This is a genomic window from Paenibacillus alginolyticus DSM 5050 = NBRC 15375, from assembly GCF_000422905.1.
Lineage (GTDB): Bacteria > Bacillota > Bacilli > Paenibacillales > NBRC-103111 > Paenibacillus_E > Paenibacillus_E alginolyticus.
Genome location: NZ_AUGY01000013.1, coordinates 22491 through 41696 on the forward strand (window position 1 = coordinate 22491; position 19206 = coordinate 41696).

Here is a 19206-nt window from a genome sequence, read left to right on the forward strand (position 1 = left end):
TGATGGCTGAAAGTGGGTGGCGATAATGGCATGGATTCAAGTGCTCGACAAAGAACATTTGTCAGTCAAATTTGATGACCAGGATGAAATGGCATTGCTGGAGATCAACGATGGCGGCATCTCGCCTAATTATGTAACCATTCGTTTAAATGAAACGGAGATTGATGATCTGATTGAGGCATTACATCGGATTAAACAAGCCATTCAATAATAATGACTTAGGAGGAGGGGCACATTGTGCCCCTTTTTTTCATCCCTTCTTACTCTATTCAAATTGCGTATATCATGATATATTAATGGTATCGTATGATATAACATTTGGTTGGGTGCAGGGGGTAGGTAGCATTGTCAACGGATTCGAGACCCATTTACGAGCGAATATTCGAAACGCTGCGTGAAGAAATTATACAACGTAAATATAACGTTGGAGACCGCGTTCCTTCCGAGAAGGAACTGGCGGATGAATATAACGTAAGCCGTATTACGAGTAAAAAGGCGCTGGAGATGCTCGCAGAAGAGCGTCTCATCGTGCGTAAGCCAGGGAGAGGCTCCTTCGTCATGGAAGGAGGGGGGATTCCGGCTGAAGGACCATCTACGGGTGAGAGAACCAAGCATACGTTGATTGGCTTAGTCATAACGGATTTCGGCAATACCTTCGGTACGGAGATGATTTATGGCATGGAGCGGGCTTCCGCTGAGAACGATAGCTTCCTAGTACTGCGCAGATCGTTTGGAGTGCCTGAAAATGAAGTGAAAGCTATTCGATCGTTTCTTGAATTAGGCGTGGATGGCATTATTGTGTTTCCTGCACAAGGGGAGTTCTATAATGATGAACTTCTGAAGCTGGTCATACAGCAATTTCCCTTAGTTCTCGTTGACCGTCATCTCAAAGGGGTGGCCGCAGCTTCGATTAGTACAGATAACATAGCAGCTGCTCGCACGGGTGCTGACTATTTACTTGATTTAGGGCATAAGCAGATTTGCTTACTTACGCCGCCTCCTATGGATACAACAGCTATTGAGGACCGTATAGAAGGCTTCGTACGGGCTCATGCGGAACGCGGGGTCATGGTTGACCGGTCGCTCTGGTTAGATGAAATCACCTCTACGCTGCCAAATTCATTTCATTCACCTAATATTGATAAAGATATCGATATGATTAAGGAACACCTGCGCAGCAATCCGCAAATTACCGCCTTGTTCGCTATAGAATATAATATTGCTCTATTAGCCAAGGCTGCCGTGGAACAAATGGGACTTCAGATACCTGCGGATATTTCCATTATTTGTTTTGATAGCCCTCCTACGACGCTTGGCAGCGGCTATCGCTTTACCCATCTGATCCAAGCCGAGGATGAAATCGGCAAGCTCGCTGTAGAGAATGTGCTAAAGCTGAAACAAGGCGAGAAGGTAGCCAATAAAATAAGTCTGGAAGCCAAACTAATCATTGGGGAGTCAACGGGACCCTCCAAATGATCGGTGTACTCATCATCATGGATTCGACACTTGAGACTGCTAATCTAGTAGTCTCTTTTTAATTGGTATATCAACCAATTTAAATGATATGTAAATAGTATGATAAATATATATTGACATACTTTATACATACCAATATAATCGTAAATGTAAGCGGTTTATTTGTCGGAATAGAGAGGAGCGAACCCGATGACGAATGAGGCTAAGTTACCTGCATCGATGAGTAAACTCATTGAGCAAGTAAGTGACGAGTTACTGAAGGAACAACGGCCGAAGCTAGCTGCCATGTTCCGCGATTGCTTCTCCAACACGTATCAAACAACGATTCAAAGACTAAAGGATGGATCAACTTTTGTAATCACCGGTGATATACCGGCCATGTGGCTCCGTGACTCATCGGCTCAGGTTCGAGCTTATCTGCTTCTAGCGAGTGAGGACTCCAGCTTGGCGGATATGATTGAGGGTGTGGTTAAGCGGCAAATGCAATATATTCAACTAGATCCGTATGCCAATGCCTTTAATATAGAGCCAACCAGCGCAGGGCATCAGCAGGACTTGACCCAAATGAGCCCATGGATCTGGGAGCGTAAATACGAAATCGATTCACTGTGTTATCCTATTCAGCTCAGTTATTTACTTTGGAAAGCAACAGGGAGAACCGCACATTTCAATGATGCCTATCGATCTGCAGTACGTGAGATCCTTCATCTTTGGCGCATTGAACAAGATCATGAAATGAAGTCTCCTTATCGCTTCCAACGATTGAATTGTCCTCCGACAGGCACGTTAACGAGAGATGGAAAGGGTAGTCCAGTAGGCTATACAGGAATGACTTGGTCAGGTTTTCGCCCTAGCGACGATGCTTGCTCGTACGGATATTTGATTCCAGCTAACATGTTTGCCGTTGTGGTGCTCGGTTATATCGCTGAAATTGCAGAGCAGGTATGGCAGGATGCCAGTCTTAGCCTTGAATCGACTAAGCTTGCCGCTGAGATTAAAGTGGGGATAGAAGCATTCGGAACGATCGAGCATCCCAAGCTCGGTACGATGTTTGCTTATGAGACGGACGGACTTGGCAACTTCAATCTGATGGATGATGCCAACGTACCCAGCTTGCTCTCGATCCCATACTTGGGATATGTCGCCGAATCCGATCCAGTTTATCAGCATACACGCAGCTTTATACTTAGTGATGAAAACCCTTACTTTTATAAAGGTAAAGCGGCTCAGGGAATCGGCAGTCCGCATACGCCGGATCGCTACATTTGGCATATTTCCCTGGCAGTTCAAGGTCTTACGGCTTCAAGCCGGGAGGAAAAGCTGCGTATCCTTGATATGTTAGCCGACACGGATGCTGGAACGGGCCTGATGCATGAGGGCTTCCACGTGGACGATCCATCGCAATATACGCGGCCATGGTTCTCTTGGGCGAACTCCATGTTCAGTGAGTTGGTGTTAGACGTATGCGGCCTATCGATTAAGAAGCTTCTGAGAGATCGCGTGAACGCATCGCACTCATCTTAGGTTATACAGGGGGTGGAACCCCTATTAACATAGCAACTGCACTTGTAACGTTTACTTAAAAAGGGAGGAAGAAACATGAAAAAATGGATGACCGTTTTAACTGCTCTCTCGCTCACGTTTGGTTTGGCAGCATGCAGCACGAAAACTGGCGGGGATCAACCGGCTGATAGCAAAAAGCCTGAGGCCACGACAGCACCGGCAGCATCGACAGCCGCCACCAAAGCAGCACCTGTTGAAATTACGTTCTGGGGCGACTGGGGCGGAGAAGGTGAAAAGCAGTTTGTGATGATGGCTGATGCATTCAATAAATCGCAAGACAAGATTAAAGTTAAATATGTTCTGCAGGAAGATATGATCACGAAGTTTCTGACAGCGGCTACCTCAGGCGGTTCGCCAGATATTATGTTCTGGGACAGATGGCGGACTTCGCTGTATGCATCCAAGAACGTGCTTCACCCGATAGACGATTATTTGAAGAAAGACAATATTAACCGTGGCGATTATTACGATGAAGCCTTGAAGGAGCTTTCCTCTGGCGGAAAGCTGTATGGCCTTCCATTAACGGTTGATGCTCGCGCACTATTTTATAATAAGAAATTGTTCGCTGAGAAAGGTCTTCAGCCGCCGAAGACCTGGGATGAGCTGGAGAATGCGGCTAAGCAGTTAACGGTATGGGAAGGCGATAAGCTAGTTCGCTCCGGCATGTCGATGCAGGATAATGGCCTGTTCAATATGTGGCTGCAGCAAGCAGGCGGTTCTATGATGACCAGCGATCTGAAGAAGACGAATTTCAATAATGAACAAGGCAAACAAGTATTGGATTTCTGGGATAAATTGATCAATAAGGATAAGGTGTATAAAGTAGGGTTTGAAAAAGGTCTAGGCGAAGGCACGGATGCTTTTGTGACAGGAAAAGTAGCTATGACTTATACAGGTCCGTGGATGCTTTCAACTTATAAGAAATACGGCAAGGATCTTGACTTCGGTGTTGTTCCTCCTCCAGCAGGACCTGGCGGCGCCAAAGGAAGCGTAATGGGCGGTTTCGGTCTCGTGATACCAGCGGGCTCCAAGCATAAAGACGAGGCATGGGAATTCGAGAAATGGTGGTTAGCGAATAAAGACAACACGCTGCTATGGGCGAAAACAAGCTTAAACCTGCCAGGCTTCAAACCGGCTCTGCAGGATCCGTTCTTCAAGGACGATCCGAACTGGAAGCCATTCATGGATACACTGGAATTCGCCAAGATTCGTCCGCAGCATCCAGGATATTCAGTTATGGAAGGCGATGGTCTAATGCCGAATATTGAGCTATTCATTCAAGGCAAGCAGGATGCGGCCACGACGCTCAAGAAGGGGCAAGAGCAAGGTGATAAGCTGCTGGATCAGAACGCAGCAGGGAAGTAACTAGAAATGCCGGGGAGGGGTATCCCTCCCTTTTTGTGGAAGGGGGAATTCGCTTGGCATCGATAACCAAGCTGGGTCGACATCAAGCTAGGATGGGTTATCTCTTTATTACGCCAACGATTTTGCTATTTATAATTTTTACGATCATTCCGGTCATCATGGCATTCTATCTAAGCTTCACGAATTATGACATTGTAAGTAAAAACGATTTCGTTGGATTGGATAATTATAAGCGTCTAGCTGAAGATAACATCTTTTGGACGACTCTGAAGAACGTTTTGTTTTACTCCGTTCTTTATATTCCGCTGAATATTGCCATCTCTTTATCGATGGCCTTGCTGTTTATGCGCAGCCGTTTTGGCGTAAAGCTGTTTCGTACCGCCGGTTACTTGCCAACGTTAACCTCTGGCGTTGCTGCGGCCACGGTGTGGATATGGCTGTTAAATCCCGAGTTTGGACTCGTGAACGATATTCTGAGCAAGTTTGGAATCACAGGACCTTCCTGGTTGGCTGAAATGCCTTACGCCATGCTGTCCATTGTGTTAGTGACCTTGTGGCAATCCGTTGGATCGAACATGATCATTTATTTAGCGGGACTTAACGGGGTTCCCGATCATCTGTATGAATCCGCAAAGCTGGACGGAGCTAATGCTTGGCAGTCCTTTCGCTATATTACTTGGCCAGTGCTGAGGCCAACCACCTTTTTCGTAAGTACAATGGCCATTATTGGTGCGCTGCAGTTGTTTGACCAGGCTTTCGTATTGACCAAGGGCGGTCCCGCCAACTCGACGAAAACAACGGTGTATCACATTTATCAGCAGGGCTTCAACCAGCTCCAGATGGGCTACGCGGATGCGATGGCGTTTGCGCTGTCTATTATTATATTAGTGTTTTCGCTCATTAATATGAGACTAAACAAAGAGGAATCCGTGATTTAGGAGGGATGGCAAATGAAGCTACAAACCTATTGGCAAACGACAATCTTGTATATCATTTCCATCGCCGTCTGCATCGTCATGGTCGTCCCGTTTGTATGGAGTCTTATCACTTCCATCCGTCCGGATGAAGAGATTTTCATGCTGCCGATTCAATGGATTCCTTCCAGCATAACGATGGAGCATTATCGCAAGGCATTTGAGCTCGTTCCATTCGGTCTATATTTCTGGAATTCATTTTACCTTGCGTTCATGGGCGTGCTCTTCAACTTGCTTTTCGGCTCTTTAAGCGGCTATGCCTTCGCTAAGCTTCATTTCCGCGGAAGAGATGCGATTTTCAAAATTCTGCTTGCTGCCATGATGATCCCTGGTGTTGTGACGATGATCCCGCAATTTTTCGTGCTGAAGCACATTCCTTTCATAGGTGGAAATGATTGGCTGGGCGTTGGCGGCAATGGCTTGCTCAATACATTTTGGGCGATTATTTTGCCAGGAGCATCGGGATCCTTTGCGGTATTTTTTATGAGGCAATTTTTCGTATCTTTACCTAGTGATTTGCAAGAAGTATCTCGAATTGAAGGCAGCGGGGAGCTTCGTATCTTTTGGAACATCTATATTCCGCTCGCGAAGCCGGCTTTGGCTACACTCGGCATATTCACCTTTCAAGCAGGCTGGAACAGCTTTCTCGGCCCACTCATTATGCTTAACGACCCTGCCAAGAAAACGATTCAGCTAGGCTTAGCTGCCTTTACTTATAACAAACAGGTCGACTTCGGCCCGTTGATGGCAGGTGCTTTAATTGCGGTAGTGCCGATACTGATCTTGTTCTTGCTGCTGCAGAAGTATTTTGTGCAAGGAATCGCTTTTACAGGAACGAAAGGATAGTACGCAGGTCGGACAGATAGGTGAAGCGAATTGACAATTCGATTAAAAATGATCATAGCCCTGATGATTGTTGGGATAGGCATTATCGTGGCTGCTAGCTGGGGAGTGGAGACAATGGACAAAAACAATAAGATGACCGATGTGCAAGTGAGCACAAAGAGAGAAACCTGGGAGCAGCGTGCGGATCTAGCGCAAGCCGGGCTGCTGAAGCAATATTGGAACGGAAAGCTGAACTTATTCGATAATTTGTCGCCTTGCAATGATCTATGCAATGAGAAATTCCATTACTGGTGGCAAGCGCATGGTGTAGATACGCTGGTGGACGCTTATGCAAGAACCGGCGATACGGCATATAAAGGCTACCTGGCGAACATGTATCAGGGGATTTTGGACCGCAATGGCGGCGTATGGCCGAATGATTTTTACGATGATATGGAATGGTTGGCTCTAGCTTGGCTCCGTGCGTATAACGCTACAGGCGATGAGAAATATAAGGAAGCCGCACTTGAGCTTTGGGAAGATATTAAGACGGGATGGAACGAAGAGCAAGGCGGAGGCATTGCATGGCGCAGGCCGCAGCTTGATTATAAGAATACGCCGGCGAATGCGCCAGCTGTCATTCTAGCTGCTAGATTGTATAAGCAGTTCGGCAAGTTGGAGGATCTAGCTTGGGCGAAAAAGATTTACGATTGGCAGAAGGTAAGTCTCGTTGATCCGGATACGGGCTTCGTCTGGGATGGGAAAAACCGCGAAGGGGACGGCAAGATTGATAAGAGCTGGGAATTCTCCTATTGCCAAGGTGTTTATATCGGAGCAGGAGTTGCGCTGTTTCAGGCGACTGGGGACAAAAGCTATCTTGCGGATGCGGCTCGGACTGCGCAAGCATCGAAGCTCAGACTGACAAGTCCGGCAACAGGCATGCTGCCTAGTGAAAGCAATGGCGACGGCGGATTATTCAAAGGCATATACGTTCGTTATTTGACGGAGCTCGTTCTTGCTGACCCAGGTCAGAAGGAGTCGCTTGAGCTTCTTGTAACGAATGCAGACAGCCTCTGGAAATACGGGAGAGATGAGCAGCGCGTCATGTTCAGTAAATCATGGGCGGCAACACCTGAGCCTGCAGAGGATTTGAGCGTAAATCTAAGCGGCGTTATGCTCCTTGAGCGTATGGCCGCGTTGGAGAAGCAAGGATTGCTGAAACAGAATTAAGGCATTGAGAAGAGGGGCAGCCGAAAATCTGCCCCTTTATTAATAACACAGAGGAGTCGAAGGATAGATGCGGAAAGGAGGTGAAATTTACAGTTTTGAAAGCGCATTCACAACAACTAATTTTATGTGAGAAAAGGAGTTGTTTTATGTGATCGTGCAAAGAAGATCAGTTGTCAAATGGTTAAGTGTGAGTTCAGTAATGGCCCTTTTCCTATCCGTTTGGGGAGGTGCGAATCGTGCATCTGCTTTCACAGCGTCGAATGCTGACACCGCGATGAATTCATTAGTAAACGTATTCTACGATGCTAACGCTAAATACTTCTACACGAACAGCGATCATCTCATACATGCTGCACATGCTTTTGGACCGAATGGAGGACTGTACACTGATTTCTGGTGGGAGGCTCAGATGTGGGAGACGGTCATGGATGCTTATCAGCGGACGGGAAGCAGCACTTACCGCACAATGATCGATGATATTTACACCGGATTCAATGCAAAATATACGAATATGATTGATAACCAATTCAATGATGATCTTGGCTGGTGGGCGCTTGCTTGTCTGCGTGCATACGAAATTACCGGTACGCAAGAATATTTGAACCGCGGGTCCTTCCTTTTCGATCAAGTCTATGCCTACTGGGATACGACTTATTACGGAGGAGGAATCTGGTGGAGAAAGGATGCAACGGACCCGGCAACCAGCAGTAATGCTCAGAAAAATATGGCTTCCAATGCTCCTATGGTAATGACGGCTATTAAACTAAAAAATGCCTATAATAACAGCACTTATCTTACGAAAGCCCAGCAAATGTACACTTGGATTAAAACGAAGCTGGTCAGTGGAAACAAAGTAAATGATCACATGGAAGGCACTGGAGCGGGTATCGTCAAGGATTGGGATTTCACCTACAACTACGGAACTTTTCTTGGAGCGGCGACCGCTTTATATGGGGCTACTGGTACGAGCAGCTACCTAACGGATGCGAATAATGCAGCTGGATATGTGATAGACAAAATGACTTCGGCTACTACCTTGATGTACGAAGAAGAGAATGATGCTCCTGGATTTAAAATGATCTTTGCCCGCAATCTGAATCAGCTTCGCGTACAAGCAGGCCAATCGCAATATCTAAACTTTTTGCAGCAAAATGCCACACAAGCATGGAATCATAAAAGAACTTCGGATGGCATTATCGGAAGTGATTGGACGGCTCCAACTGGTTCCGCCTATATCCAAAGCCTAACTGCGGCTGCGGGTGCATCTATTCTTCAATTCGTTTCTCCGGATAATTATACGGGCAATATAGCGGGGAACGGTCTTTATGAAGCGGAAAATGCCCGGCGCACCTTAGCCAGCGGTGTTGGCATGATCAACGAAAGCACACAGACCGGCTTTAATGGCCGGGGCTATGTCGCAGGCTGGAATACGAATGGAACATCGCTTGATTTCTATGTGAATCAGAATAATGCGGGAACGAAGACGATTACATTCCGATATGCAGCGGCCGCCGGCAATGCAAGCCGATACGTCAAAGTAAATGGTGTAGACGTGGCTGCTAATTTGAACTTTTCGGGAACTTCCGGCTGGAGCAGTTGGAATACTGTTTCTATGACCATATCCCTTCAAGCAGGATCTAATACAATACAACTTGGTTATGACACCTCGAAAGGAAACAATAACTGGCTGAATGTAGACCAACTTTATGGCTTGTAAGCCCAATTTATTTCCAAAATGGAGGTTTTTTATGAGAAAATCGACTCGGAAAAAAATTCATTTTATCGTGCAAATCCTACTCGCTTTCCTGCTTGCTATGCCCATTGTGCTGTTTGGCAGCATCGCTCCGCAAACAGCATCTGCCTTAAATAATGGCTTATCGCCAACTCCGCCAATGGGTTGGAATAGTTGGAACTTCTATGCTTGTAACGTGGATGAAGTGAAAATTAAGCAAGCGGCCGATACGATGGTAAGCAGCGGTATGCAGGCAGCCGGATACAAGTACATTGTGATCGATGATTGCTGGCAGACAGGCCGGACCAGCGACGGTACCATAATTGCCGATCCGGTCAAATTCCCAAGCGGTATGGCATCACTTGCGAGCTATGTGCATAGCAAAGGCTTAAAATTCGGGCTCTACACGGATGCCGGGTTCACTACTTGTGCTGGAAAACCGGGGATGTATTCACATGAGGTACAGGATGCGAATACGTTTGCTTCCTGGGGTGTTGATTACGTCAAGATCGACTGGTGCGATAATGGAGGCATGGATCCGCAAACCAGGTATACGATCATTCGGGACGCTCTCGCTAACTCGGGAAGGCCCATCCTATTCAGCATTTGCAATTGGGGCATCAACAAACCATGGGTGTGGGGTGCGGCCACGGGCAATATGTGGAGGACAACGGACGATATCTTCGACTACTGGGACCGAGTAACTTGGATCATTGATCAGAACGCTCCGCTTGCCAATTTTGCGGGGCCTACCAAAGGCTGGAATGACGCAGATATGCTCATGGTTGGTAATTATGGAACTGGCGCCGTCTTCGGCGGAGGCATGACGGATACGGAATACCGTTCGCATTTCTCGATGTGGACGATTATGGCTTCGCCATTAATTGCTGGAAATAATTTGAGTACGATGAGCCAATTTACCAAAGATACACTGATGAATTCTGAAGTAATTGCTGTAAATCAGGATGCGCTTGGCAGCCAAGGCATTTTAGTAAGCGATCTCGGAGGATTGCAGGTGTACTCCAAAAAACTGCAGACTACTGGAACGCGTGCGGTAGTGTTGTTTAATCGTACAGGTGCGGCTGCGAACATGACGATCAATTTTTCGAGCATCGGCCTCAGTGCTACCGCTAGTATCAGGGATTTATGGTCCAAGACCGAGAAGGGGTCGTTCACCAACAGCTACACAGTGAATGTACCTTCACATGGGACGGTTATGGTGAAATTGACGGGATCAGAAACAACGAGCGGTTCCTTTATCTCAGGTAAAACGTACCGAATCGTACCCAAATCGACGGGCTTATCCGTTGCCGTTGAAGCAGCTTCCTTAAACAATGGAGCGAAAATATTTCAATGGGATTACGGCACTGCGCAAAATGACCAATGGGTGATTACATCAACAACGGCAGGCTTTAATAAAATTATCAATGTGAAGAGCGGTAAGTCAATGGCTGTCAGAAACGCCTCCTTGATGGACGGAGAAGACGTGATCCAATGGGATTTCGGCTCGACCCTCAATGATCAGTGGGAAATTTCGGGCGTAGGCGGCGGTTATTTTAAAATTATTAACAGGCTATCCGGCAAGGCATTGAATGTAGCCGATAACTCGCTCATCGCTGGCGGTAAAATGATTCAATGGCCGTATTCCGCCGCGGATAATATGACGTTCCAGTTAATTCCGTTGAACTAACCCAGTATTTTTCTAACATGCCCCAAAAATACCCCGAAAAAGGTCAAAGAACCTTCCCGATAATGGGAAGGTTCTTTTTAGTATTAATGAACTCTATTATAGCTAAAATAAGCTCCAATCAAATTCCTGCGACAGCGTGCCCAAAAGGTGAACGCCAGCAGTGCTGTTGCCTTTGCGGTTCAACGCCGGTCCGACCAAGCCGATACCGTACTGTCCCGGCACCATCGTCAAAATGCTGCCGGACACACCGCTTTTGGCGGGCAGCCCAACGTTCATGGCGAATTCCCCAGAGGCGTTGTACATCCCGCAGGTAAACATGAACGTCTTAGCGATCTGCACGAATCGCCGTGGTATAAGGCGTTGATTACGAATTGGATCTACGCCATTATGCGCAAGAACGAGGGCCAATCTAGCCAAATCGGTACAGTTCACCTCGACAGAACAATGGCTGAAATAGACGTGGAGAACGTCGTCAACCTCGCTATCCAGCACACCGTTGTCTTTCAGGAAGTAAGCTAACGAACGATTCCGGTGTGCGGTATCCGACTCAGATTGAAACACACTTTGATTAATTTTAAGTGAAGGATTATTAGCGATGTCTCGGAAAAAATGGAGAATTCGCTCGACTTGCTCCCTAGGACCACTACCTGCAATCAAGGATGAAATCGCAATAGCCCCTGCATTGATAAGCGGGTTAAACGGGATGCCGGGCTCGACGAGTTCGAGCTTCAGCATCGAGTTGAAATCGTCTCCGGTAGGCTCCATGCCCACCTTGGAGAAAACAACCTCTTCCCCGTTATCCATCAATGCCAAAATTAACGTAAATACTTTCGAAATACTTTGCAAAGTAAAACGGAAATCAGATTCGCCGGCTACAGCGATATTCCCATCGGCATCCATAATACAGATACCTAGAACATCCGCTGGTGCGTTAGCAAGTTCAGGAATGTAGGAAGCAACCTGTCCGTCTGATGTATGTGCCTTGCTCTCCGTAACCCACTGAGGCAAGTGCTCCTTGAGCTGCTTCCATGTTTCTGCGTGTTGTGTATGACTCATTCCGAAGTCAATTCCTTCCTCATCACTTAAGCTTTCCAAGCCTGCGGGTGGTTATCGCTGATAAGCTCCGTTGCGCTTGCATTGGCAATAACCTGTTCAGGGTTTTTACAACCTGGAATGACCGTTGTAACAGCATCATGCTTCAAACACCAAGCTAATGCCCATTTGGCCATGTCCATTCCTTCAGGAACCTCTTCCTTTTGCATGCGCTGCACGTCCTCAAGCTTCTGCTTCACACTCTCGGCATCATGACGATGGCGAACGTCTGTGTTGCTGAACACCGCGCCAGGCTTATACTTACCGCTTAAATAGCCGCTAGCCAAAGGGACACGTGCCAGAACGCCAAGATCTTGATTCACACAGGAAGGGAAAACAAGCTCTTCGGGAGCTCGATCCAAGCGATTGTACACGACTTGAATGGCTTTGGAATTGACCTTGCTGGAGGCTTCTGTTTGATGAATATTTGCATTGCTGCCAATGGAAGTTCCCAGATGGCGGATTTTCCCAGATTGAACTTGTTTGTCCAAAGTCGTCCAAAGATCATCATTATCAAATAAATGATCAGGTCCGGAATGGAATTGATATAAGTCAATGTAGTCCGTTTGCAAAGCTTTCAGAGAATCGTCCAGTTGTTTGACGACGTCTTCCGAACTGAAATCATCTGTTCGGGTGAACAGATCGTGGAAATGGTGGCCAAATTTCGTAGCCACGATCCAATTCTCGCGATTGCGGCGGGATAAGTAATTACCGATTAGAGATTCCGATAAATGGTCACCATAGCATTCTGCTGTATCGATCAGATTTATACCCAGTTCAGCTGCTTGATCGAGAATAGCATCTGCTTCAGCTTGCGTGTAGGTAAGTCCCCATTCTCCGCCGAACTGCCAAGTCCCAACACCTACGATGGACACTTTCAAATCCGTTTTACCAAGTCTGCGATATTTCATGGCGAGCACTCTCCTTTTTAAGGTATCCAAGTTTATTAAACGCTATAGCTTGCTCCGTGTCAAAAAGAAAAAGCTCTTTCCTCTCATGAAGAGAAAAGAGCCTTTTGTATTAAGCGAGTCCTGGTGAGAGTTCATTTTCTTTGTTCTCATCAGTTTTCTTAGATTTACGGTCAGAAACTTTAATATTTCCGATAAACAGTGTCAGAATAGCCCCAAGTAAAACGAACACTAAGCCTACAATAAACACTTGGTGAAGCGATGTAACCAAGGCATTTTTTAGAATTGGCAGCATATGATCCACGAATTCTTTTGGCATTTTAGCCAGGGTCTCAGGACTTAGCAGTGAAGAATATAAAGCTTGTGGATTGGTATGGATCATATCCGTCATTTGTGTAGCGAGCCCGCCTGCTTCCGCGGGAAGCTGATTGACAACAGGAGTTAAGTCTTGTTCCAACAATACAGTTGACTTGTGATTCATAATGGCTCCGAGAATCGTCATACCGAATGTACCGCCAATTTGACGGAAGAATTGACTGGAAGACGTAACGACACCAAGCTCAGATTTCGGGAAGCTCTCTTGTAAAGCAAGTGTTAGGATTGGCATAACTAGCCCCATACCGAGACCAAGAATAAGCATGTAGCTTGAAGCGATCAACTTCGTGGTGTTTATGCCCATAGTACTAAGGAAATAAAAGCCGATAGCCATAATAATCATTCCACCAAGCATTTGCTTTCGAACGCCGATTTTTTGAATGAATTGACCGGAAACAACGCTGGCTGCAATCATTGTAATCATGAGCGGCGTCATCACTGTACCCGATGCTGAAGCACTGATACCGACGATGCCTTGCATGAAGAGAGGAACGAACATAATAGCTCCGAACATCCCGACAGCCATTAGGAAGCCTACACCGTTAATTGTTGTAAATGTTCTATTTTTAAATAACCGAACAGGAAGGATCGGCTCTTCGGCTTTACTTTCAATAATAACGAAGGAAACCAACGATATAATAGCTAATGCAAAAAGTCCAATGATTTGCCAAGACAACCAAGCGAAATCTTTACCGCCAAATGTTAAAGCGAGCAGTAAGCTGACAACCCCGACAATCATGGTGACAATTCCCGGAATATCGAATTTTACTTTTCCTGTTGCTTTATGCTTTGGTAAGGCAATTGCAATTAAGACAACAGCAAGGATACCGACTGGAAGGTTGATGTAGAATACCCAGCGCCAGTCCAATGCGTCAACGATCCAACCACCGATTTGGGGGCCAATAACCGATGATAAACCGAAGATCGCACCGAATACGCCCTGCCATTTGGCACGTTGTTTTCCGGTAAATAAGTCCCCGATAATAATCATCGCCATGGGCATCATAATACCGCCGCCAAGACCTTGCAAACCGCGGAACAGAATCAGTTCCGTCATGTTCTGAGACATCCCGCATAAGGCGGAAGCCGCGATAAAGATGACTAAACCTGTTACATAGATGACACGACGACCAATTAAATCGGCAAGTTTACCTGCAATTGGAACGACAACCGTTGATGTCAACATGTAAGCAGTAGTCAACCATGCCATGAGGCCAAGACCGCCGAATTCACCGACGATACGCGGCATTGCTGTTCCGACAATCGTACCGTCCAAAGCGCCAAATAGCATAGCAATGATAAGACCGGTAAGCAGGAGACCTCGATTTTTGAGTTCGGGTCCTTCTGCTTCTATGGAATTCTCTGAAGCTGTTTTTTGTATGTTTTCCACTTGTACCACTCCTTGAATATGATGAAATTAATAATAATTAGTTAACTTTTCAAAGGCACTCACAAGAATACGCATTTCGTCCGGAGGAAGCTGTGACAGTCCACGAGCAATGACTTCTTTCTGGACATCTTCTGCTTGTTTGAGTATAGCCTTTCCGGTTTCGGTTATTTCAACTAGCACAATCCGTCGATCTGTCTCATGGTGTTTACGTATAACATGCCCACTTTGGACAAGTCGATCAATCATAACGGTGATCGCACTCGGTTTAACGCCTAGTTTATCAGCGAGATGAGTTTGTTTCGGAGCGCCTTCTTTAGAAATCATGAATAACATGAATATTTGTGGCTTCGTTAACTCCGAATTTAACTGGCTAAGTACGGTGTGACTAATTTTCCGATGTGCTGTTTCAAATGTTGTGCGAAACCGATTCGTATAAGCAAGCAGTTCATCTTCCATTTCAAAAACCTCCTTACCACTTTATTAAAGTATCAAATCATTAAACAATAAAATGTTTAAATTAATTAATGTTTAAATTGTTTAAATAAAATATACGCCGATGATGATTCGAAGTCAACAGGTAAATTCAGTACCCAGGCTAGTTAACTTGCATATCCGGCATATCTTGCATATAATAATTGATACATATACGTGAAAATGCTTTGACGGAGAAGAGTACGCAGTGCTTCTTGACAGGGAGGGAAAGCCGATGATTGAGAGCTATCCCCGAGAATCAGGCTGCTGAAGTTCGCTCCCGAGCAGTCCTTTGAACAGAGGCTTTATCAATAGCTTCTAAATAGAGGGAACCGGACACAACGTCCGTTATCTGAAATGAAGTGAGAATCGTTTATTTGGCTTTTTAGCCGGTGAGCGAATCTAATTAGGGTGGTACCACGGCTTTTCGTCCCTTGTAAGGGAGCGGAAAGTCTTTTTTGTGTTTTCATTTAGGGTGATTAAGGGGCCTAATTCAGGAGGGATTTCGATGAAAGAGCGGTTAGAAGCTTTGAAGCAGGAAGCGCTGCAAGAGCTAAGCGGCGTACAAAGTCAGCAGGAGCTAAATGATCTACGTATTAAGTATTTGGGTAAAAAAGGGCCACTAACTGAGGTACTGCGCGGTATGGGTGCATTAAGTGCAGAGGAAAGACCGGTTATCGGCCAAGTAGCGAACGACGTTCGTGCAGCGATTGAAACCGTTATTGAAGAGAAGCAAGCAGCATACCAACAGCAAGAAACCGAGAACAGATTGCGTGCAGAAATGATTGACGTAACCCTGCCGGGACGTCCATCACAGCAAGGTGCCGTGCATCCTTTAAGCAAAGTTATTCAAGAAATTGAAGATATTTTCATTGGTATGGGGTACACCGTAGCGGAAGGCCCAGAGGTAGAGCAGGACTACTACAATTTTGAGGCGCTTAATCTGCCGAAGGATCACCCAGCTCGCGATATGCAGGACTCATTCTATATCACGGATGAAATTCTCATGCGTACACAAACCTCCCCAGTTCAAGTTAGAACAATGGAGAAACGTAAAGGGGAAGTTCCGATCAAAATCATTTGTCCGGGCAAAGTATATCGCCGAGATGACGATGATGCGACACATTCCCATATGTTTACTCAAATCGAAGGTCTGGTCATCGACCGTAACGTACGGATGAGTGATCTGAAAGGAACCTTGCTTCAATTCGTTCAAGAAATGTACGGCAAAGAGACGAGAATTCGCTTGCGCCCAAGCTTCTTTCCATTCACAGAGCCAAGCGTTGAAGTTGATGTGAGCTGTGCGATGTGTGGCGGCGTTGGCTGCCGTACTTGTAAACAAACGGGCTGGTTAGAAATCCTCGGAGCGGGCATGGTACATCCACGCGTTCTGGAGATGGGTGGATATGACCCGAAGGAATACACAGGATTTGCATTTGGAATGGGCGTTGAGCGCATTGCGATGCTGAAATACGGCATTGAAGATATTCGTCATTTCTACACGAACGATTTGCGGTTCTTAAAGCAATTCTTACACTTGTAAGCATCAGGAAAAGGAGGGGTTAAGCATGAAGGTTTCTTATCAATGGTTATCGGAATATGTAGACGTATCAGGCTTCACAGCCGAGGAATTAGCAGAAAAACTGACCCGAAGCGGCATCGAAGTGGATATCGTGGAAGATCGCAATAAGGGTGTAACGAACGTCGTCGTTGGATTTGTAAAATCACGCGAAAAACACCCAGACGCAGATAAATTAAGCGTGTGTATCATTGATGCCGGACAAGGCGAAGACTTGCAAATCGTTTGCGGGGCTAAAAATATTGATGCCGGACAAAAGGTGCCTGTCGCTATGATCGGTGCCGTGCTTCCTGGCGGATTGCAAATCAAACGCGCTAAGCTGCGCGGCGTAGAGTCACAAGGCATGATTTGTTCAGCCAAAGAACTTGGTCTGAACGATAAGCTGCTGCCGAAGGAAATTCAAGAAGGTATCCTAGTTTTGCCTGAAGAAACCGAAATTGGCAGCTCAATTCTGGATGTCCTTGCTATTAACGACAAGGTGTTAGAGCTTGACTTGACACCAAACCGCTCCGATTGCTTGAGCATGCTCGGAGCAGCTTATGAGATCGCGGCGATCCTCGGACGCGATGTCAAACTTCCTGATGCGGAAACAGCGCTTCAAGGGACTGGAACAGCCGCAGTAAAAGCTGCTGATCGCATCAGTGTGAAGATCACAGCGACGGAGCAATGCACGCATTACGCGGCTCGCCTTATCGAAGGCGTACGCGTCGGCACTTCTCCGCTGTGGATGCAGAACCGCTTGATGGCGGCTGGTATCCGCCCGATCAACAACATCGTTGACATCACAAATTTTGTGATGCTCGAATACGGCCAACCGCTCCACGCTTTCGATGCCGAGCAGTTGAACAATGGCCACATCGATGTACGCCTCGCTGAGGCCGGCGAGAAGCTCGTTACGCTCGACGATGTGGAGCGTACGCTAGAGCCGCACATGCTGCTCATCACGGACGGCACAAAGCCTGTAGGGATTGCAGGTGTTATGGGTGGCGCTAACTCAGAAGTGACAGAAAGCACCACACGGATACTGCTTGAATCCGCCAAGTTCACAGGCAGCTCTGTACGCCGAACGTCGCGCCAGCTAGGGCTCCGCTCTGAAGCGAGTCTTCGCTTCGAGAAAGAAGTGAACCCGGAAGCGGTACTTCCGGCATTAAACCGTGCTGCTGCGTTAATGGCTCAGTACGCAGGAGGTCAAGTCGCTGACGGCATCGCCCAAGCCGTAGCAGGCACACACAAGCCAGTCAGCATCGAGCTTGCAGCTGACCGTGTAAACAATTATCTCGGCACTGAACTTTCCTTGGCCGAGATGGGTCAAATCATAGAGCGCCTGCACTTCACCTTTGAGCAGGCAGGAGAAGGCAAGCTGCTCGTGCATGTGCCGAGCCGCCGCGGAGACATCACACGGGATGTCGATTTGATCGAAGAAGTAGCTCGCCTATTCGGCTACGACAACATCTCGACAACCTTAATGACCGGCGTGACGACGCCCGGCTCCTTGACCAAAGAGCAGTCGATCCGCCGCATCATTCGGAATCTCCTGACTCAAAGCGGACTGCATGAAGTCATCACCTATTCCTTCACGCAGCCGGATCAGACCGTTTCGCTGCCGGGTCTATATCCAGCAGCTAAACCAATCTCACTCGCTATGCCAATGAGCGAGGATCGCAGCCAACTGCGTACTAGCTTGCTTCCGCATCTGCTAGACGTTGTTAGCTACAATCGTAACCGCACGATGGATGATGTGGCTATTTTCGAAATCGGCAAAGTATTCATCACGGATGAGACTACACTTACAGCTTTGCCGCAAGAGAAGCTTCTTCTCTCCATTGTACTGACAGGCAAACGCCGTCAAGCACATTGGGCTCAGAAGTCAGAAACTATCGACTTTTATGATATCAAAGGTGTTTTTGACCGTCTTGTAAACTACCTAGGCGTTAAAGGGCTCACCTATAAATCAGCATCACCAGATGGTTTCCATCCGGGCCGAACAGCGGAGCTTCTCTTAAACACAGCTGAGGGTCAGCAAGTCATAGGTCGAATCGGTCAACTGCATCCTACCGTTCAACAACAGCGTGATCTTGACGACACTTACGTACTAGAGGTTGAACTTTCCCCAATCTTGGAAGCTGCTGGAGATGCAATTGTATATAAATTGCTGCCGCGTTATCCGTCCATTGGGCGTGATCTTGCTGTAGTAGTGAACCCTAGTGTACCTGTAGGTCTTATGGAGCAAACCATCACCGAAGTTGCCGGAGACTTGTTAGAATCTATTCAAGTATTTGATATCTATACCGGAGAGCGTTTAGGTGCAAATCGCAAGAGCGTAGCCATTGCCTTAGTATACCGTCACGCAGAAAGAACACTGTTGGATGAAGAAGTAACAGAGCTCCATGCCAAAGTTGTGCAAAGCCTTGAACAACAATATGAGGCAGAGTTAAGAAAATAGTCTAACTTTCATTTAAGTTGCAGGAAAACAGGCTGGTCTTATCGAAATTACACTCGATAGGGCCAGCCTTTCATCTAAGGGAGGATATAAAAA

At 46.7% G+C, this 19206-nt stretch carries 15 protein-coding genes; 11 read left to right on the top strand and 4 right to left on the bottom strand.

Annotated elements, in window-relative coordinates; all coding sequences use genetic code 11:
* Positions 1–25 precede the first annotated feature (25 nt).
* The 9 genes from G519_RS0106970 to G519_RS42125 all read left to right on the top strand — a co-directional run bounded on the left by G519_RS0106970 (position 26) and on the right by G519_RS42125 (position 10855).
* A complete protein-coding gene (locus G519_RS0106970) occupies positions 26–211 on the top strand; it encodes a hypothetical protein (RefSeq protein WP_029194057.1) in 186 nt (61 codons plus the stop codon).
* A 134-nt stretch (positions 212–345) separates the two neighbouring features.
* Positions 346–1476, top strand: a complete 1131-nt coding sequence (locus G519_RS0106975; RefSeq protein ID WP_029194058.1) for a GntR family transcriptional regulator — start codon at positions 346–348, stop codon at positions 1474–1476.
* A 189-nt stretch (positions 1477–1665) separates the two neighbouring features.
* A complete protein-coding gene (locus G519_RS42120; protein ID WP_051253205.1) occupies positions 1666–3000 on the top strand; it encodes a glycoside hydrolase family 125 protein in 1335 nt (444 codons plus the stop codon).
* 75 nt (positions 3001–3075) lie between these two features.
* On the top strand, positions 3076–4404 hold the full coding sequence (locus G519_RS0106985) for an ABC transporter substrate-binding protein (protein ID WP_029194059.1): 1329 nt from the start codon (positions 3076–3078) through the stop codon (positions 4402–4404).
* A 92-nt stretch (positions 4405–4496) separates the two neighbouring features.
* The gene (locus tag G519_RS0106990; protein WP_084160062.1) at positions 4497–5342 is read left to right on the top strand and encodes a carbohydrate ABC transporter permease; all 846 of its coding nucleotides are present in this window, start codon (positions 4497–4499) and stop codon (positions 5340–5342) included.
* Between the two features lie 12 nt (positions 5343–5354).
* Entirely contained in the window at positions 5355–6224 is an 870-nt protein-coding gene (locus G519_RS0106995; RefSeq protein ID WP_029194061.1) for a carbohydrate ABC transporter permease, read from the top strand.
* A gap of 30 nt (positions 6225–6254) precedes the next feature.
* Positions 6255–7433, top strand: a complete 1179-nt coding sequence (locus G519_RS0107000; protein WP_244280050.1) for a glycoside hydrolase family 76 protein — start codon at positions 6255–6257, stop codon at positions 7431–7433.
* A 148-nt stretch (positions 7434–7581) separates the two neighbouring features.
* On the top strand, positions 7582–9150 hold the full coding sequence (locus G519_RS0107005; protein ID WP_029194063.1) for a glycoside hydrolase family 76 protein: 1569 nt from the start codon (positions 7582–7584) through the stop codon (positions 9148–9150).
* A 31-nt stretch (positions 9151–9181) separates the two neighbouring features.
* Positions 9182–10855, top strand: a complete 1674-nt coding sequence (locus G519_RS42125) for an alpha-galactosidase (protein ID WP_064743398.1) — start codon at positions 9182–9184, stop codon at positions 10853–10855.
* A gap of 102 nt (positions 10856–10957) precedes the next feature.
* Here G519_RS42125 and glsA read toward each other — a convergent pair whose 3' ends face one another.
* From glsA to G519_RS0107030, 4 genes are all read right to left on the bottom strand, one after another.
* Positions 10958–11911, bottom strand: coding sequence for a glutaminase A (gene glsA, locus G519_RS0107015; protein WP_029194064.1), 954 nt, complete (start codon positions 11909–11911; stop codon positions 10958–10960).
* A 26-nt stretch (positions 11912–11937) separates the two neighbouring features.
* Positions 11938–12858 carry an aldo/keto reductase gene (locus G519_RS0107020; protein WP_029194065.1) on the bottom strand — a complete coding sequence of 307 codons (921 nt, stop codon included), beginning with the start codon at positions 12856–12858 and terminating at the stop codon, positions 11938–11940.
* A 109-nt stretch (positions 12859–12967) separates the two neighbouring features.
* The gene (locus tag G519_RS0107025) at positions 12968–14584 is read right to left on the bottom strand and encodes an MDR family MFS transporter (protein WP_029194066.1); all 1617 of its coding nucleotides are present in this window, start codon (positions 14582–14584) and stop codon (positions 12968–12970) included.
* A gap of 63 nt (positions 14585–14647) precedes the next feature.
* A complete protein-coding gene (locus G519_RS0107030) occupies positions 14648–15076 on the bottom strand; it encodes a MarR family winged helix-turn-helix transcriptional regulator (protein WP_029194067.1) in 429 nt (142 codons plus the stop codon).
* A gap of 523 nt (positions 15077–15599) precedes the next feature.
* Here G519_RS0107030 and pheS point away from each other — a divergent pair.
* Together pheS and pheT are read left to right on the top strand one after the other, a co-directional pair.
* Positions 15600–16634, top strand: a complete 1035-nt coding sequence (gene pheS, locus G519_RS0107035; protein ID WP_029194068.1) for a phenylalanine--tRNA ligase subunit alpha — start codon at positions 15600–15602, stop codon at positions 16632–16634.
* 25 nt (positions 16635–16659) lie between these two features.
* Positions 16660–19113 (top strand): phenylalanine--tRNA ligase subunit beta, encoded by a 2454-nt coding sequence (gene pheT / locus G519_RS0107040; protein WP_029194069.1) that lies wholly within the window; start codon positions 16660–16662, stop codon positions 19111–19113.
* Positions 19114–19206 lie beyond the last annotated feature (93 nt).

What these genes read in the sequence shown, in the direction of transcription:
- G519_RS42120 (WP_051253205.1), top strand. Translation starts at nt 1,666, where the DNA reads ATGACGAATGAGGCTAAGTTACCTGCATCGATGAGTAAACTCATTGAG.
- G519_RS0106995 (WP_029194061.1), top strand. Translation starts at nt 5,355, where the DNA reads ATGAAGCTACAAACCTATTGGCAAACGACAATCTTGTATATCATTTCC.
- G519_RS0106985 (WP_029194059.1), top strand. Translation starts at nt 3,076, where the DNA reads ATGAAAAAATGGATGACCGTTTTAACTGCTCTCTCGCTCACGTTTGGT.
- G519_RS0107020 (WP_029194065.1), bottom strand. Translation starts at nt 12,858, where the DNA reads ATGAAATATCGCAGACTTGGTAAAACGGATTTGAAAGTGTCCATCGTA.
- G519_RS0106990 (WP_084160062.1), top strand. Translation starts at nt 4,497, where the DNA reads ATGGGTTATCTCTTTATTACGCCAACGATTTTGCTATTTATAATTTTT.
- G519_RS42125 (WP_064743398.1), top strand. Translation starts at nt 9,182, where the DNA reads ATGAGAAAATCGACTCGGAAAAAAATTCATTTTATCGTGCAAATCCTA.
- G519_RS0107030 (WP_029194067.1), bottom strand. Translation starts at nt 15,076, where the DNA reads ATGGAAGATGAACTGCTTGCTTATACGAATCGGTTTCGCACAACATTT.
- glsA (WP_029194064.1), bottom strand. Translation starts at nt 11,911, where the DNA reads ATGAGTCATACACAACACGCAGAAACATGGAAGCAGCTCAAGGAGCAC.
- pheS (WP_029194068.1), top strand. Translation starts at nt 15,600, where the DNA reads ATGAAAGAGCGGTTAGAAGCTTTGAAGCAGGAAGCGCTGCAAGAGCTA.
- G519_RS0106970 (WP_029194057.1), top strand. Translation starts at nt 26, where the DNA reads ATGGCATGGATTCAAGTGCTCGACAAAGAACATTTGTCAGTCAAATTT.
- pheT (WP_029194069.1), top strand. Translation starts at nt 16,660, where the DNA reads ATGAAGGTTTCTTATCAATGGTTATCGGAATATGTAGACGTATCAGGC.